This is a genomic window from Microcystis sp. M179S2 (assembly GCF_020245805.1).
Taxonomy (GTDB): domain Bacteria; phylum Cyanobacteriota; class Cyanobacteriia; order Cyanobacteriales; family Microcystaceae; genus Microcystis; species Microcystis aeruginosa.
Window position 1 is genome coordinate 1 of record NZ_JADBUE010000238.1, and the last position, 14,882, is coordinate 14,882.

Below are 14,882 nucleotides of genomic sequence, written 5' to 3' on the forward strand. Positions count from 1 at the left end.
ACTTATCATTTTCGTTATTTAGGTCATATATGGTAAATATGACTTATCTTTTTTGGGAGTCTGTGTCTGTATTCCATGCTACATAAGCTTTTCAGCTGGCTTGTCCCCCTGTCAGCTTTAGCGGTATTATACGAATCGCAAGGCAGATACGCAGAAGCAGAACCCTTGTGCAAGAGAGGCCTTTCTCTGATAGAACAGCTATTAGGAGAAAACAATCTCTATTTTGCTACCAGTCTCAATAATTTAGCAGAATTGTACCAATGTCAAAGCAGATACGCAGAAGCGGAACCCTTGTATAAGCGCTCCCTTTCTCTGAGACAACAGCTATTAGGAGAAAACCATCCCGATGTTGCTGCCAGTCTCAATAATTTAGCAGAATTATACAAATACCAAGGCAGATACGCAGAAGCGGAACCGTTGTATGTGAGAGCTATTGCTATTTATCAAGAAAGATTAGGAGAAAATCATCCCCATACCCAAAAAGTAAGGCAAAATTTTATGATTCTGTTGTCGCGATTATCCGATGAAGAATTACAGCAAAGATTCCCCGATTAGACAGTTAATCTCTTAAAAAGTATCAGGTAGGTAAAAAAATATATATAGCGTTTCCTATTCGCAAGAGGTACATTATCGATGTTGAAAAGCTTAATCAGCAAAGGTTTAATTATGCCCCACAGGTGTGAGAAATGCTATATCTCCTTCCCCGGTTTTACTGGGGAGCGCTCAGTTTCCGGGAGATCCTAACCAAGCTTCTCAATCTTCTAGTTCAGAGAAATCGAATAAAGCTGCTGCCTTCCTTTAAATACGCGCAAAAAAGTCCCCTACAACTGGCAAAATTTTGTCTTTGCTCTGTATCTTTTATTTGCTTGACTTTTTGAGCAACTTGTGCTAGTAAATCTGGGAGCGAGTCTAAAAATAGGGTGTAGGCAACAGTATGCGATCGCCAATACCGCATCAGATTATACTTCATCTTTATGAGAAAAGCAGTATGAAGACAGGCACTGATGCAAAAGGGAGAATAAATAATCAGTTTTTAATAACCAGATTTAGTATCAGTGCAGAAATAATGACCCTACCAGCCTAAAAATAGCAAAAAACCCGGCGGGAAAATCTCCCCACCGGGTCAAAAAGGCAAAAGTAAAGAATTATTTCTGATCGGCCTTTTTGCTTGACTTATCGCCCATTTTGTACTTACGCAAGAAGCGATCGACCCGGCCCTCCGTATCGATCATCTTCTGGGTTCCCGTATAAAAAGGATGATTACCCGACCAAACCTCCACATGAATTTCTGGTTTTGTCGAACCCACCGTCATCACCAGTTCACCATTACAGATCACCTTAGCTTCCGGATACCAAGTAGGATGAATTTTTTTCGGCATAATAAACCTCTCTATTAACCTAACGTTTCGAGTATTGAGGCGCTTTGCGCGCTTTGTGAAGACCGTATTTTTTCCGTTCCTTCGCCCGGGGATCCCGAGTCAGATAACCTTCACTCTTGAGGGGAGGACGATTTTCCGGCGCTAATTGACATAAAGCTCTAGCGACACCCAATTTCACCGCGTCCGCTTGGCCGGTCAAACCACCGCCCTCGGCCTTAACGATGATATCATACTCGTTTTCCAGTCCCAAAGTCTCCAGAGGAGCCTTGATCGTCTGGATATAGGTGGGAATGCGGTTAAAATGGGTTTCTCCATCGCGACCGTTAACGGTAATTGCCCCCGTCCCCGGCACGAGACGCACGGAAGCGACCGCTGATTTGCGTCGTCCCGTTCCCCAATAAACTACCTTATTTTTACTGTCCGTGGCTTGCATTGACTTAATTTCCTCCTGCGGGAATCGTATTAATCGCTAAAACTTCCGGTTGTTGTGCCTGATGGGGATGTTCCGCACCGGCATAAACTTTCAGTTTCGTGAACAATTTCCGACCTAAGCTATTTTTCGGGAGCATTCCCTTAACAGCGTGTTCGATAATCCGTTCGGGAATGCGTTTTTGCAGTTTATCGAAGCTTTCTACCTTCATACCACCCGGTCTGCCGGAGTCGCGGCGATAAACTTTCTGTTGGCGTTTTTTGCCCGTCACCGTCACTTTTTCAGCGTTAATAACAATGACAAAATCCCCCGTATCCAGATGGGGGGTGAAAGTGGCTTTATTTTTGCCCCGTAGAATCATAGCGATCTCGGTGGCCAGACGACCTAGACGCTGATCGGCCGCATCAATGACGTACCATTTCTGCTCTAGAGTCTCTAAATTTGGTAGAGGTGTTTTGTTCATGGTGAGTTTGCCTTGGTTTACAAAAATAATTGTTTTTATTGCCGAGCTGGGTGTTGGGGTGTTGGGGTGTTAGGGTGTTGGGGTGTTGGGTTTTAGTTGAAATTCCCCTATTCCCCCATTACCCTATTCCCCTATCCCCTCTGCTCGGAAATAATAAAGAGGCTGAGTCTCGAACCAGACGCTATCGGCAAAGGGAAAATCGGCGTAACCCACCCGCAGTAAACATAGTCCTTTAGCTGGTGCGGCGTATTTGACCAATTCTCGGCGCTGATTGACCCAGATGTCGGTAAAGTTTTCTAGCGATCGCTCACCAGTTCCCACCTCCACCAACATTCCCACCAATAGGCGCACCATCCCGTACAAAAAGCCATTGGCTTGAATTTCCATCTGTACAAACGGCCCTTGACGGTAGCATTCCACCCCTTGTACTTCTACCCAGGAATGGTCACGACTAGAGTTAGCACGGTGAAAGGCGGCCAGATGGTGCTTACCCAATAGGGGCTTTAAGGCCCTGGCCATCAAATCGGCATCGAGGGGACGATGGTAGTAGTGCCAACTAAAGGGGCTAACAAATAGATTGGGGATGGGGTCGGTATAGAGGGTGTAACGATAACGTCGCCAGAGGGCCGAGAAACGGGCGTGCCAGCGATCGGGAACCCGGGCCGAGGCCCGGATGACGATATCGTCATCTAGCCGAGCATTGAGAACCTTAGCCCAATGGCAAGGTGGGATCGGACTCTGCTGCTCGAAATGGGCAACTTGGGCGGCGGCGTGAACACCGCTATCGGTACGTCCGGCCCCGTGCAGAGTGACGTCATGACCGAGAATATCGGCCAGAGCCTTCTCGATTTCCTCCTGCACACTCCTGTGATGGGGTTGCCGTTGCCAGCCGTGGAAATTAGTTCCCACATACTGGATAACTAGGGCGATCCGCGACTGGTGGCAAGCTGTCATCGTTACATCAGTTCGATAATCGCCATGGGGGCATTATCCCCGCGACGGCGCAGGGTACGCACTACCCTGGTATAACCGCCGTTACGGTTGCCATAACGGGCCTGGGCTCCTTCAAAGAGGGCATGAACCAGTTGTTTGTCGTAGATGTAGCCCATAGCTTGGCGACGGGCGCTCAGGGAACCGTCTTTAGCTAGGGTGATAATGTGGTCTACCTCTGCTCGCACCGCTTTCGCTTTCGCTAGGGTGGTGGTGATCTGACCGTGGCGAATTAGCTGGGTGGCCAAGCTGCGCAGCAGTGCCTTTCTTTGGTCAGCCGGTAGACCCAATTGAGGCACTTTACATCGATGTCTCATGGTATTTTCCTGGAATTGGGTTTACTTGCTTTTTTCTTGGGGTAGGGTGATGCCTAACCGTTTTTGTAGGGCTTCAATGACTTCTTCCGCCGATTTCTGCCCAAAGTTTTTGATTTCTAAGAGATCTTCTTGGCTGTAATCGAGGAGGTCGGCTACGGTGTTGATCTGCGCTCGCTTCAGGCAATTGTAGGCGCGCACGGATAATTGTAGTTCCTCGATCGGAATTTGGTTTTCTTGGTTGATCTCTTGGTCGTCAAAGTTACCGGAGGATTCGAGGGCGTTGAGATCCTTGAGCGGGTTAAAGAGATTAACTAGCATATCGGCCGCTTGGGAAAGGGCTTCTTTGGGGTTAATGCTCCCGTTTGTCCAAATTTCTAAGAGCAGACGATCTCTAGCTTGACCGCTTTCGGAACGGATATCTTCGACGCTGTAGTTGACTTTGGTTACGGGCATAAAAATCGAGTCGATTTGCAGAAAGTCTAGCGAAGTGGCCTCCTCTTTACTGCGATCAATCGCCCGGTAGCCTTTGCCTTTTTCCACGCGAAATTCCATCTCTAGCTTGGCCCCTTCGGCTAGGGTAGCGACGTACTGATTGCGATCGACTATCTCCACTTCTGAAGGTAAATCGAATTGTGCCGCCACTACCGTCGCCGGTCCAGTTGCCACTAAACGCCCGATCTGGGTTTGATTGGTGTAGCTTTTCAGGATGATTTCTTTCATGTTGAGCATGAGTTCCATCACGTCCTCGCGTACTCCCTGGACGGTGGCAAATTCGTGATTGACTCCCGCGATCCGCAGGGCCGTCACGGCCGCCCCTTCCAGATTGGAAATGAGAATCCGTCTCAGGGCATTACCTACGGTCGTACCCTGGCCTCTTTCCAGAGGCTCTAGTACAAATTTACTGTACTGACTCTGATTCTTGTAAGTTTTTGCTTCTACACACTCGATTTGAAATTGCGCCACCGATTGACCTCCCTTGTTCAGTTATCAGTTATCAGTTATCAGTTTTCAGTTTTCTTAGCGTTCAGCATTTAACGTTCAGCGTTCAGTTTTTTGATCAGATGGTCTTTGACGACCCGATTCTCCTGCTGATGTGCGAAAAGCTAACGGCTGCCGGCCTCAAGATCCCTGTCACCTGAAAAAGCTGTTCACTGTTTACACTCTCCGGCGTTTGGGAGGACGACAACCATTGTGGGGGATGGGGGTCACGTCCCGGATCAGGGTGATTTCTAATCCTGCTCCTTGCAGGGCCCGGATTGCGGTTTCCCGTCCTGCCCCAGGGCCACTAACCATCACTTCTAGTTGACGCATTCCCTGTTCGATCGCTCGGCGGGCAGCGTTATCGGCGGCGGTTTGGGCGGCGAAGGGGGTTCCTTTTTTGGCTCCTTTAAAACCACTCGATCCCGCCGATGCCCAAGAGATCACATCGCCTTTGCTATCGGCGATCGTGACAATGGTATTGTTGAAGGTCGATTGAATGTGAGCGACTCCGGTAGGAATATTTTTCTTCTGTTTTTTGGGTCCGGTTTTTTTGGTTGGTCGCGCCATAGTTTTTCTTGATTGGGGGATATCGCAATGAATAAAAAATTATTTCTTGGAGGGGGCTTTTTTCTTCCCTGCCACTGTCACCCGACGACCGCGACGGGTCCGCGCATTGGTTCGCGTCCGTTGCCCGCGCACGGGTAATCCTAGCCGATGCCGACGACCTCGATAGGTGCCGATATCGGCGAGGCGTTTGATGTTCATCGCCTCCCAGCGTCTCAAATCCCCCTCGATTTGATAATTTGTTTCGATATAAGTCCGTAGCGCCGCCACGTCTTCATCGCTGAGATCCTTGACCCGAGTGTCAGGGTTAACACCCGTCGCAGATAAGACTTCTTGGGAACGCGATAGACCCACTCCGTAGAGGTAGGTCAGGGCGATTTCCACACGCTTATCGCGAGGTAGGTCTACACCAGCTATCCTTGCCACGCTTTTTCTTTCTCCCTATGAACGATTTTTTTTCCAAAAACGACTACAATTAACGGTAACGATTCTCTGCCCCAAGACAGTGACTTTGGTGGTTTAACCTTGTCTCTGCTTGTGTTTGGGGTTAGAACAAATTACCATGACTCGACCGCGCCGACGGATGACGCGGCACTTTTCGCACATTTTTTTGACAGACGCTCTAACTTTCATGCCTAACTATTCTGGCAACACTGCAAGCTTACTATTATATCAGATTTCTTTTACCCGTGTCACCTATTTTTTTAAAATAAATTTGGCCGCTTATTAGGCTTTTTGGCTTCTCTGCCCCTATTTATCGCTATTTTTTTTGATTTTTCAGGCGATAGGTAATTCTGCCTTTGGTTAGGTCGTAGGGGGTCAGTTCCACTTTGACTCGATCGCCGGGGAGGATTTTGATATAATTACGGCGGATTTTGCCAGATATATGGGCCAAGACGTTGAAACCGTTATCTAAATCCACCCTAAACATGGCGTTGGGCAAGGATTCGGTGACGGTTCCTTCCATTTCGATGAGATCTTGTTTAGACAAAGTTAATTCCTCAATTTCACTAGAGACAATTTAATTTAATGATCGGCAGCATCAACCGTGCTTTTAGCACAATTCCCCCAGTATAGCTTATCAGTTATCAGTGATCAGTAATCAGTAATCAGATGTGAGTTTTCAGTTCACAGCAAAAAAGCTCCCCATCTTCCCTCTCCCCCCGCAACGCGCACGAAGTGGTCTCCCCACTCCCCACTCCCCACCCCCATCTCCCCACTCCCAGGCAGTATTAACGAGTAATATTTAGATAATCAACAGCTTAACCTTGCTGTGTTTTCACTGATTACTGATTACTGATTACTGATGACTGATTACTGTTCACTGTTCCCTGAAAAGCTAGATTACTCGACGACAATTCGCCATTCATGGAGTTCGTATTCCACACAACCATTCTCGATTAAAGGATCGCGAACTATAATTGCTTGAGCCTCTTCAAGAGAATCGGCCTTAAATAATAACATTCCGCCGCCCCTTTCTGCCCAATAACCGGTTTTTGCTGCTCGTCCTTGGCTAATTAAATCACGCACATAGTCCTTATGGGCGCTGACATAGCGATCAAAGGTAGTTTTATCAACAATGCCTTTTTCTATCTTGACAAACCAGGGCATAAATTCTCAGGAGACTAGGACTGATTAACAACCCTATAATTATACCGATTAATCTTGGCCGTCAATGGTGCAATGTAACAGAGCTATACAATTGGCTAGAGTTGTTGAAGATTGCTAGAATCGAGATAATATCTTCATTTCTCTACCTTGCTTGTCTCCATGAATCAACCCCAGGGATCTCTATTTTTTATTGCGCTTTTGCCGCCGTCAGAAGTACAGGAAATTGCCACAAAAATCAAGGTAGAGTTTGCAGAAATTTACAATAGTCGCGCCGCCCTGAAATCGCCTCCCCACGTCACTCTCCAACCCCCTTTCCGCTGGAATTTAGAACAATTACCGGATTTAGAAAGATGTTTAGAGGAATTTGCCCGCTTGCACGCTCCTATTCCCCTAATTCTCCAGAATTTTGCCGCCTTTAAACCGCGAGTCATTTATATTAATGTCCAGAAAACGCCAGAATTATTAACCCTGCAAAAACGGCTTTTACAGCAGCTAGAATCTTCCCTGAATATCATTGATAATGTCTCAAAAAGCCGAGCTTTTTCGCCCCATTTAACCGTTGGCTTCCGAGATTTAACTAAAGATAATTTCTGGAAAGCTTGGTCAAAATATGCTAATCAAGAGCTATTTTTTGAGGTGATGATCGATGAAATTACCCTCCTAATTCATAACGGTAAGCACTGGCAAATTTATCGGCAATTTTCTCTATGAATCTAGACCCTTGCAGGTTTCTATCTACAGAGGAAGGGGTTCTAGTGCTAAAATAGGAGAGAGCAGCTTTAAAAGCTTTATTTCTGGCTTTTTTGCGATATTTTAACCTATAGAGCCATTTTACTGCGACTCCGCCGCCCTGAAACCTATGTTACTCAAAAATCCCCCGAAAATCTCCCCCAATCTGATCAAACAGTTAGAAGCGATCCTTGGCAAAGATGGAGTCATCCGTCGCAAAGATGAATTATTAACCTACGAGTGCGATGGTATCACAGGATACAGACAAAGACCCGCTCTTGTGGTATTGCCTCGCAGCACCGCAGAAATTGCGGCGGTGGTGAAACTCTGTCACGATAACGAGATTGCCTGGGTAGCGAGGGGTGCAGGAACGGGCTTATCGGGAGGGGCGTTACCCTTAGAAGAGGGGATTCTCATCGTCACGGCGCGGATGAATCAGATTCTCAGGGTTGATTTAGATAATCAAAGGGTGGTGGTACAGCCCGGGGTGATTAATAATTGGGTGACGCAAGCAGTAAGCGGGGCGGGATTTTATTATGCACCGGATCCCTCTAGTCAAATTATCTGCTCGATCGGCGGTAATGTGGCGGAAAATTCCGGCGGGGTTCACTGTTTAAAATACGGCGTGACTACCAATCACGTTATGGGCTTAAAAATCGTCCTTCCCGACGGTTCAATTATCGATGTGGGGGGTGCGGTACCGGAACAACCGGGCTATGATTTAACCGGTTTATTTGTGGGTTCCGAGGGAACTTTAGGCATCGCCACGGAAATCACCCTAAGAATTCTGAAAACTCCGGAATCTATCTGTGTTTTACTGGCCGATTTTACCAGTATCGAGGCAGCGGGCCAAGCGGTGGCGGATATTATTAAATCGGGAATGATTCCGGCGGGGATGGAGATTATGGATAATCTCAGTATCAACGCCGTGGAAGACGTGGTGGCTACCGGCTGTTATCCCCGGGATGCCGAGTCAGTTTTATTAGTGGAATTGGATGGTTTAGGGGTAGAAGTAACCAGGAATAAGCATCGGGTTGCCGAGATTTGCCGTCAAAATGGGGCGAGAAATATCACCACGGCTAATGATGCCGAAACCCGCTTTAAACTCTGGAAGGGCAGAAAAGCGGCTTTTGCGGCGGCGGGGAAAATTAGCCCTAATTACTTTGTGCAAGATGGGGTGATTCCCCGCACTCAATTGGTGTATGTTCTTCAGGAAATTAAGGCTTTAAGTGAAAAATACGGTTATAAAATCGCCAATGTTTTCCACGCCGGGGATGGCAATTTACACCCGTTGATTCTCTACAATAACAAGGTAGAGGGTGCCTGGGAAGAAGTGGAGGAATTAGGCGGTGAAATTCTCAAACTTTGTGTGCGGGTTGGGGGCAGTTTATCGGGGGAACACGGTATCGGCATCGATAAAAATTGTTATATGCCCGCCATGTTCAACGAGATTGACTTAGAAACTATGGGCTATGTGCGGGATTGCTTTAATCCCAAGGGTTTGGCTAACCCGGGGAAATTATTCCCCACCCCGCGCAGCTGTGGGGAAGCCGCTAATGCGAAAATGCAAGGGTTTGCGGGGGTGGATGTGTTTTAGGTTATCGGCAAGTATTGACTGATTACTGATTACAGTCCACCTTGGGGCCCTAGGGGCAGATTGATATTAGAGGGGAAAACTGGCACTTGTCTTTCCAGAAAACGCTGAGTGACTAATTCTCGGAAAATCTCTAGGTCTTTTTGCCATTGTCCCAGATATTGTTTGAGCAGATTTAATCGATCGCTGCCCTCGGCCAGATTATAGTTAAAGTTACCGGCAAATAATAGCGCCGCTAAGGTTTTGCCATCGGGTAATTGCAATTTTGCCTCGTTAATCGCCAAGGATAGCTGAGAGGTTTCTAGCTGATAAAGTAGATTGATGCTGGCTTGTAGGGGGGCTATACCGAAATTGTGCCAAGGACCGGGGGCGAGAAGAGTTTCGGTGATGTATTTTTTAGCGGCATCGGGGCTACTAGGGAGAGGAACAATACTTTTCGGCGCGATACCCAGGGCTTGATATTCGGCTAAAGGGAGTTTATCTAGATATAAACCAACAATTTCTGGCAGTTTCAGGTTCAGGCTATCGGGAGAGTTAATTATCTCCACAAAGGTAATTTTCCGGGGTTGGGCGACGATGCTGATGCCATTTTGAAAATTAACTTGAGCGTAATTAGGATTGAGTACCGGCTGGCCATTTAATTCCCAGTCGGGGGGAACTATTCCCGAATATTTGAGGAAATCAACCGTTAGCATGGCGGGATTGAGGCTTTTGGCTGTAATTGCGATGGAAAGTTCTTGTATTTCCCGCAAACTAGCCAGAGCTTGATTGGAGTTATTGTCATTGGTGGTAATCATCGGTTTTCTCCGTGGATATTTAAGTTTTGTCTCTAAGTAGGTGGGGGTTAAAAATTGTTCAGATCCGCCCCTTATTAAGGCGGGATCAAAGACAAAATCTATCTTCAATTTAATTGAAACCACTTACTTAGGGTTACAGTTAAATTATTCCGGGTCTCGGTGGCTTAGTCACTAATCAACTTAGACAAAGGACAAGAGAGCCATTCCAGATAACTATTACTCAATTCTTTCACAGCCAATTCATAGAACCTCTGACCGTGTTCGGGAGTGGCTAAAGCAGGATTGGAACCCATACGACCATCGGGGTAGTTTTGGCGAAAATTAGCCGCACCGTAAATACCATGACCAGAAGCCACTTTTTCGGATAAAAAGGCGTTTTTAAGGCTTTCAGGGTAAAGATACTGAGTTAACGCCACTTCGCTCGGTGTAGCGTGAGAACCTTCCTGATCTCCATACAATTCTTTGGCTAAAAGATAAACTTCTCGCACCATAAACCAGTTGGCCACTTGACATTTAACCTCGTTTGTGTTAGGCAAATTAAGGGAATCCAAATGATAATAGGTTTCCGCAAAAGCGGCTTTTAGGGTGGCAATATTGCCCCCGTGACCATTAATAAAGAAAAATTGACGAAAACCCGCTCTAGCTAAACAAGTCACATAGTCGAGGATGACTTGAATCAAAGTGCTAGGACGAAGGCTAATTGTACCGGGGAAAGCCGTGTGATGTAGGGCCATACCGACATTTAAGGTAGGTGCTACCATTGCTCCTACCTGTTTCCCCACTCCTTTAGCGATCGCCTCCGCACATAGAGCATCTGTACCAATCAGTCCCGTCGGCCCGTGTTGTTCCGTGGAACCAATGGGAATAATAATTCCCTGAGATTGTTCTAGATAGGATTCCACCTCTAACCATGTAGATAACTGTAATAACATTCGGCTCTAGCCTTCCAAAACGAATGCGGGTTGACAAATTGAGATAAAATTAGGAAGAATAATCAAGTATTTTTATGTTAACCCTTGACAACCCCCCCTTGTCGGCGAGTACGGATTTCGTTCCCAATCATCGGATTTTAATCGTTGAAGATGAAGAAGTGATTCGGGATATGATTATTTTGGCTTTGGAAGAAGAAGGTTACGAGGCTCTCGGTGTTAGTGATGGTCGCGTTGCCCTAGAATTACTGCAAAGTCAAGAATCTAATCACGGTGAATCTCGTTTTGATTTGGTCGTTTTGGATTTAATGTTACCCCAAATCAACGGTCTTGATATCTGTCGTCTGTTGCGCTATCACGGCAATATTATCCCGATTTTAATTTTAAGTGCTAAGGCCAGCGAAACCGATCGAGTTTTGGGTTTAGAAGTGGGTGCCGATGATTATCTGACTAAACCCTTTAGTATGCGAGAATTAGTCGCTCGTTGTCGCGCTCTCATTCGTCGTCAAGGATTTACTTCCCTAGCTGCCGCTCCCGTGCGAAAATTCCGCGATGTTCTTCTCTATCCCCAGGAATGTCGGGTGACGGTGCGAGATGAAGAAATCAACCTTTCTCCTAAAGAATTCCGTATCCTAGACCTATTTATGAGTTATCCGCGCCGAGTTTGGTCAAGAGAGCAATTAATTGAACAAATTTGGGGGCCAGATTTTTTAGGAGACACCAAAACCGTCGATGTTCACATTCGCTGGTTACGGGAAAAACTAGAAATCGATCCCAGTCAACCGGAATACCTGATTACTGTACGCGGTTTCGGTTATCGTTTTGGCTAGGTGAGCGATTATATTTTCCAGATTAGCGATCGCCGCTCGCGCAGACAATGACTATTTTCGCTTTTATTTTGGGAGTAGTTTTAGGTTTGAGTATTTGTTACTGGCAAGTCTCACGCTTAAATAGAGAGTTAAAGCGAACCCTGAGCGCTCTCTCGGATTCGGCGGATTTGTCGGCTTCTTTTCCCGTTACCTCCCTGGTGCGTCGAGAATTACAGTTTCTCTCCCAAAGTCTGCAAGAGCGAGAAAAGAGCTTAGAAATTCAGAAATCCTTGCTAGAACGAGCGCCGATCGCCTATCTTCATGTCGATGCCGATAATCAACTGCTCTGGTGTAATCAACAGGCAATTACCCTCTTAAAACTCGATCGCTGGCAGCCAGATCAGGTACGTCTGCTGCTGGAATTAGTGCGCTCCTACGAATTAGATCAATTAATTCAAGAAACTCGTCAAAAACAGAGTCCACAGGTGCAAACTTGGACTTTTTACCCGACTAATTATCCTGTCACCCCCATTAGCGATCGCAAAGTCATTGCTCCTAAATCGATTGCCTTGAAGGGTTACGGTTATCCGCTGCCGGAAGGTGAAATCGCTGTATTTATCGAAAATAGACAGCCTTTAGTGGAATTATCGCAAAATCGCGAGCGAGCTTTCTCTGACTTAACTCACGAGTTACGCACTCCCTTAACCTCCATTTCTCTCCTTACCGAAGCTTTACAAAAACGCCTCCAAGCTCCCGAAAGACGCTGGTTAGAACAAATGGCGAAAGAAGTGGAGCGTTTGAGCCAATTAGTCTGCGATTGGCTAGAAATTAGTGAATTACAAGCGGATGCGGGGCGCTCTTTACAATACCAGATGATTAATCTAGAGGACCTCATCAGCGCCGCTTGGCAGACTGTCACCCCAATAGCCGCCCAAAAACAGATTAGCTTAGATTATTCCTCTCCGGTGGATTGGACGCTGGAAGTGGATCACTCTCGTCTGCTGCAAGTTTTCCTGAATCTCTTTGATAATGCCATTAAGTATAGTCCCGATCAGGGGAAAATTCGCCTAGAAATTCGGGAAATATCCGATACTATCGGGGAAAAATGGCTGAAAATTGACGTTATCGACAACGGGAAGGGATTTAACGAAGCGGATCTACCCTACGTTTTTGATCGCCTCTTTCGTGGTGATCCTTCCCGCACCCGTCAAAAACAAAGCACAAAGGATTATAGTACCGGTTTGGGTTTATCGATTGCCAAAGAGATTATTCAAGCCCATGGCGGTTCGATCGTCGCTCAAAATGATCCTAACACCGGTGGCGCTCGCCTACAAGTCACTCTCCCCCGTCAAAAAAAGGCAGTGGGGTGATGGGTGTGGGGTGTGGGGAGAAAAAAATCTGTCAAGTTCTCTGGACAACTGTACAAAATCGAAAATTTTCTTGTTATCACTGTAGAGAAAGAGTAGTTTTATGTTAAGCGAATCTGACCGTGAGCCTATCCAAAGAAACCAATCATCCCGATCGCACCTATTTCGCTCGTTCTCTCCAGCGATTGGAACAGGATGTGCTGAGAATGGGAACCTTGGTCGAAGAATCCTTTCGTCTTAGCCATCAATCCCTTTTTGCTAGGGATTTGGAAATGGCGAAAAAAATCGCCCCCCTTGACAAGGAAATCGATCGCTACTACCGTCAAATCGAGTTAGATTGTGCCACTCTCATGACTCTACAGGCTCCCGTAGCCCAAGATTTGCGGCTTTTAAGTGCTTTTATGCAATTAGTGCGCGATTTGGAACGTATCGGCGATTATGCCAAGGATTTGGCTGAAATAGCTCTCAAATTATTCGCCTATACTCCCCACGATTGTATGGGTGAGATCGAGGCTATGTCCCACCATGCCCAGTATATGTTAGCCACGAGCCTTGTTGCTCTGGCCGACCTCGATCAAGAAGCGGGTTCAAAGGTCAAAGAACTAGATAATACGGTCGATCGAGCCTATGATTATCTCTATCACACTCTCGCCCATCAAAGAGATATCAAAGGTGTGGTGGAACCAATCCTGCTGATGGCTTTACTAATCCGTCATCTGGAACGTATGGCCGATCACGCCACCAATATCGCCCAAAGGGTATCCTACATCGTTACCGGACAGAGAGGCTGAGGGTGTGGAGGCTCCTGAGATGATTTTCCTCGAACTCTGGCCCCCGCTTTTAGCGTTTACGACTCAGGGGGTTGAAAATTTCACTTAACCCCTCCCCCAAGAGGGATAAACCCACCACCATCGTGGTCATTGCTAATCCGGGGAATAAAGTGGTCCACCAGATACCTGTAGATAAATCCGCCAAAGCTTCCTTGAGATCATGACCCCATTCAGGCACTTCTTCCGGTAATCCTAAGCCTAAAAAGCCTAAACCGCCTAAAACCAGGATCGCATCCGCCGCATTGAGGGTAAAAAGAACCGGGACACTTTGGACGACATTAAAGAAAAGATATTTTGATAATATACGGCTAGGACTGGCACCGATCGCTCGCGCCGCTTCGATAAATAACTCATTTTTAACGCTGGCGGTTTGATTTCTGACCACGCGAAAATATTGGGGAATATAGGCAATGCTAACAGCGATCGCTACATTGACGATACCACGACCCAAAACGAAGGCCAGAGCCACCGATAATAATAACCCCGGCAAGGTGTAGAGGGTATCCATGAGAAAGAGGAGAACGCGATCGATCTTACCCCCCAAATAACCGCTAATTAACCCTAAAGGAACCCCGATGACTAAAGATAATCCTGTGGCCAAAAATACCACGGACAAGGCCGCCCGGGCCCCGAATAGGGTACGGGAAAAGACATCATAACCGCGCACATTCGTCCCGAACCAATGGGCAGAACTGGGGGCTTGTAGGGGATAATTGCTTAAAATGTCGGTTGGATCCTGAATCAGGCCGATCGCTTGCAGAAGGGGCGAAAACAGGGCAATCAGGATAAAAATAATTGTCAATACCAACCCAACCCCTAGGAGCTTAGTAGTTAGGTTGGGTTTCAGAAAAGGATCGATCGGCAATTTAACAGGAGTCATCGACAAAATTTAGCCATTGCATAGAACGCTAATTGTACAAGAGCAGTGTTTTTTCAAACAGCCGGGGCCGAAACGACCATAAACCAGAGTAAGACTGCTAAAGCTAAAACAGTTAGTTTAATCAGGATATAAAGCAGTCCGTTGGGATAAAGGAGATCGTGAAACATATTACCTCCTTGGGAGAGTAGCGATTGTCCCTCTCTATCTTTGAT

At 46.6% G+C, this 14,882-nt stretch carries 19 protein-coding genes and 1 pseudogene; 6 read left to right on the forward strand and 14 right to left on the reverse strand.

Going from position 1 to position 14,882, the window contains the following annotated elements; translation table 11 throughout:
• Window positions 1-108: 108 nt before the first annotated feature.
• A pseudogene (locus IM500_RS14670) lies at window positions 109-555 on the forward strand (tetratricopeptide repeat protein); the annotation flags it as partial.
• 590 nt (window positions 556-1,145) lie between these two features.
• Here IM500_RS14670 and rpmE read toward each other — a convergent pair.
• The 11 genes from rpmE to IM500_RS14725 all read right to left on the reverse strand — a co-directional run bounded on the left by rpmE (window position 1,146) and on the right by IM500_RS14725 (window position 6,735).
• Complete coding sequence (gene rpmE, locus IM500_RS14675; protein ID WP_002760058.1) at window positions 1,146-1,379, reverse strand: 50S ribosomal protein L31; 234 nt, start codon at window positions 1,377-1,379, stop codon at window positions 1,146-1,148.
• A 19-nt stretch (window positions 1,380-1,398) separates the two neighbouring features.
• Window positions 1,399-1,812, reverse strand: coding sequence for a 30S ribosomal protein S9 (gene rpsI, locus IM500_RS14680; protein WP_002737094.1), 414 nt, complete (start codon window positions 1,810-1,812; stop codon window positions 1,399-1,401).
• Window positions 1,813-1,816: 4 nt separating this feature from the next.
• Window positions 1,817-2,272 (reverse strand): 50S ribosomal protein L13, encoded by a 456-nt coding sequence (rplM, locus tag IM500_RS14685; protein ID WP_002735375.1) that lies wholly within the window; start codon window positions 2,270-2,272, stop codon window positions 1,817-1,819.
• A 123-nt stretch (window positions 2,273-2,395) separates the two neighbouring features.
• Complete coding sequence (gene truA / locus IM500_RS14690; RefSeq protein ID WP_190721451.1) at window positions 2,396-3,226, reverse strand: tRNA pseudouridine(38-40) synthase TruA; 831 nt, start codon at window positions 3,224-3,226, stop codon at window positions 2,396-2,398.
• A 2-nt stretch (window positions 3,227-3,228) separates the two neighbouring features.
• Complete coding sequence (gene rplQ / locus IM500_RS14695) at window positions 3,229-3,579, reverse strand: 50S ribosomal protein L17 (RefSeq protein ID WP_002766099.1); 351 nt, start codon at window positions 3,577-3,579, stop codon at window positions 3,229-3,231.
• A gap of 21 nt (window positions 3,580-3,600) precedes the next feature.
• A complete protein-coding gene (locus IM500_RS14700; RefSeq protein ID WP_158200657.1) occupies window positions 3,601-4,542 on the reverse strand; it encodes a DNA-directed RNA polymerase subunit alpha in 942 nt (313 codons plus the stop codon).
• A 192-nt stretch (window positions 4,543-4,734) separates the two neighbouring features.
• Entirely contained in the window at window positions 4,735-5,127 is a 393-nt protein-coding gene (gene rpsK, locus IM500_RS14705; protein WP_147073121.1) for a 30S ribosomal protein S11, read from the reverse strand.
• A gap of 39 nt (window positions 5,128-5,166) precedes the next feature.
• A complete protein-coding gene (gene rpsM / locus IM500_RS14710; protein WP_002735415.1) occupies window positions 5,167-5,550 on the reverse strand; it encodes a 30S ribosomal protein S13 in 384 nt (127 codons plus the stop codon).
• Between the two features lie 93 nt (window positions 5,551-5,643).
• Entirely contained in the window at window positions 5,644-5,757 is a 114-nt protein-coding gene (gene rpmJ, locus IM500_RS14715; protein ID WP_012593611.1) for a 50S ribosomal protein L36, read from the reverse strand.
• Window positions 5,758-5,884: 127 nt separating this feature from the next.
• Complete coding sequence (gene infA, locus IM500_RS14720; protein WP_002737109.1) at window positions 5,885-6,115, reverse strand: translation initiation factor IF-1; 231 nt, start codon at window positions 6,113-6,115, stop codon at window positions 5,885-5,887.
• A 353-nt stretch (window positions 6,116-6,468) separates the two neighbouring features.
• Entirely contained in the window at window positions 6,469-6,735 is a 267-nt protein-coding gene (locus IM500_RS14725; protein ID WP_002736524.1) for a YciI family protein, read from the reverse strand.
• 159 nt (window positions 6,736-6,894) lie between these two features.
• Between IM500_RS14725 and IM500_RS14730 the strand changes: the two genes are divergently transcribed.
• Both IM500_RS14730 and glcD read left to right on the forward strand, forming a co-directional pair.
• On the forward strand, window positions 6,895-7,446 hold the full coding sequence (locus IM500_RS14730; protein WP_287738798.1) for a 2'-5' RNA ligase family protein: 552 nt from the start codon (window positions 6,895-6,897) through the stop codon (window positions 7,444-7,446).
• A gap of 148 nt (window positions 7,447-7,594) precedes the next feature.
• The gene (gene glcD, locus IM500_RS14735; RefSeq protein ID WP_287738800.1) at window positions 7,595-9,061 is read left to right on the forward strand and encodes a glycolate oxidase subunit GlcD; all 1,467 of its coding nucleotides are present in this window, start codon (window positions 7,595-7,597) and stop codon (window positions 9,059-9,061) included.
• A gap of 29 nt (window positions 9,062-9,090) precedes the next feature.
• On the opposite strand, the gene IM500_RS14740 is transcribed toward glcD, so the two are convergent.
• Together IM500_RS14740 and IM500_RS14745 are read right to left on the reverse strand one after the other, a co-directional pair.
• The gene (locus tag IM500_RS14740; RefSeq protein WP_287738802.1) at window positions 9,091-9,855 is read right to left on the reverse strand and encodes a hypothetical protein; all 765 of its coding nucleotides are present in this window, start codon (window positions 9,853-9,855) and stop codon (window positions 9,091-9,093) included.
• Between the two features lie 164 nt (window positions 9,856-10,019).
• Entirely contained in the window at window positions 10,020-10,787 is a 768-nt protein-coding gene (locus tag IM500_RS14745) for a creatininase family protein (RefSeq protein WP_287738805.1), read from the reverse strand.
• A gap of 74 nt (window positions 10,788-10,861) precedes the next feature.
• Here IM500_RS14745 and IM500_RS14750 point away from each other — a divergent pair, with 74 nt between their 5' ends.
• The 3 genes from IM500_RS14750 to phoU all read left to right on the forward strand — a co-directional run bounded on the left by IM500_RS14750 (window position 10,862) and on the right by phoU (window position 13,751).
• The gene (locus IM500_RS14750; RefSeq protein WP_190721458.1) at window positions 10,862-11,614 is read left to right on the forward strand and encodes a response regulator transcription factor; all 753 of its coding nucleotides are present in this window, start codon (window positions 10,862-10,864) and stop codon (window positions 11,612-11,614) included.
• 47 nt (window positions 11,615-11,661) lie between these two features.
• Window positions 11,662-12,963 carry a sensor histidine kinase gene (locus tag IM500_RS14755; RefSeq protein WP_287738810.1) on the forward strand — a complete coding sequence of 434 codons (1,302 nt, stop codon included), beginning with the start codon at window positions 11,662-11,664 and terminating at the stop codon, window positions 12,961-12,963.
• A 119-nt stretch (window positions 12,964-13,082) separates the two neighbouring features.
• Window positions 13,083-13,751 (forward strand): phosphate signaling complex protein PhoU, encoded by a 669-nt coding sequence (gene phoU / locus IM500_RS14760; RefSeq protein WP_190721462.1) that lies wholly within the window; start codon window positions 13,083-13,085, stop codon window positions 13,749-13,751.
• 49 nt (window positions 13,752-13,800) lie between these two features.
• Here phoU and IM500_RS14765 read toward each other — a convergent pair whose 3' ends face one another.
• Window positions 13,801-14,670, reverse strand: a complete 870-nt coding sequence (locus IM500_RS14765) for an ABC transporter permease (RefSeq protein WP_104397876.1) — start codon at window positions 14,668-14,670, stop codon at window positions 13,801-13,803.
• Between the last annotated feature and the right edge of the window lie 212 nt (window positions 14,671-14,882).